This is a genomic window from Streptococcus mitis, from assembly GCF_002096895.1.
In the GTDB taxonomy this organism is placed as follows: Bacteria; Bacillota; Bacilli; order Lactobacillales; family Streptococcaceae; genus Streptococcus; species Streptococcus mitis_AH.
Map to the genome: position 1 here is coordinate 1 of NZ_NCVI01000002.1, position 534 is coordinate 534.

A 534-nucleotide genomic window follows, 5' to 3' on the forward strand; every position below is an offset into this window, starting at 1 on the left:
CAAATTTTCTTCCAAGACTGGACAACTAATGATGATACGTTTGATAAAGTAGTCTCTCCAACTATCGCAGGTTACACAGCGGATAAATCAGAAATCCCAGCTGTAAGTGGAGTGAAGGCTAAAGACCAAGACCGCGTTGAAACAGTTACTTACCGTAAGGATGTTCAAAAAGCTGTTATCCGTTATGTAAGTACTAATGGTAACCGTGTTCTCACAACAGATGAAGTGACAGGTAAGTCAGGTGAAGCCATTGCCTACAGCACAACAAGTCAAATCAATGAATTCAAGAAACAAGGTTATAACCTTGTTAGCGATGAATTTACAGCAGGTGGTGCTAAGGTTTATGACTACGATACAGCACGTGACCAAGTCTACACTGTAACCCTTTCAGAACGTGTTGAACCGGTTAATCCAGATAACCCAACTCCACAACCAAACACACCAGTCAATCCAGGACAACCAGATAGCCCACGTTGGCCAGGAACCGTTGAAAACTTGGATAACAAGGAAAGTGTTAGCCGTACCATCCATTAC

1 protein-coding gene is annotated in these 534 nt (G+C 42.5%); it reads left to right on the forward strand.

Translation table 11 applies throughout. The annotated features are described in order from the left end of the window. On the forward strand, nt 1–534 hold a 534-nt coding region (locus B7697_RS09320; protein WP_419991791.1), incomplete at both ends, for a mucin-binding protein.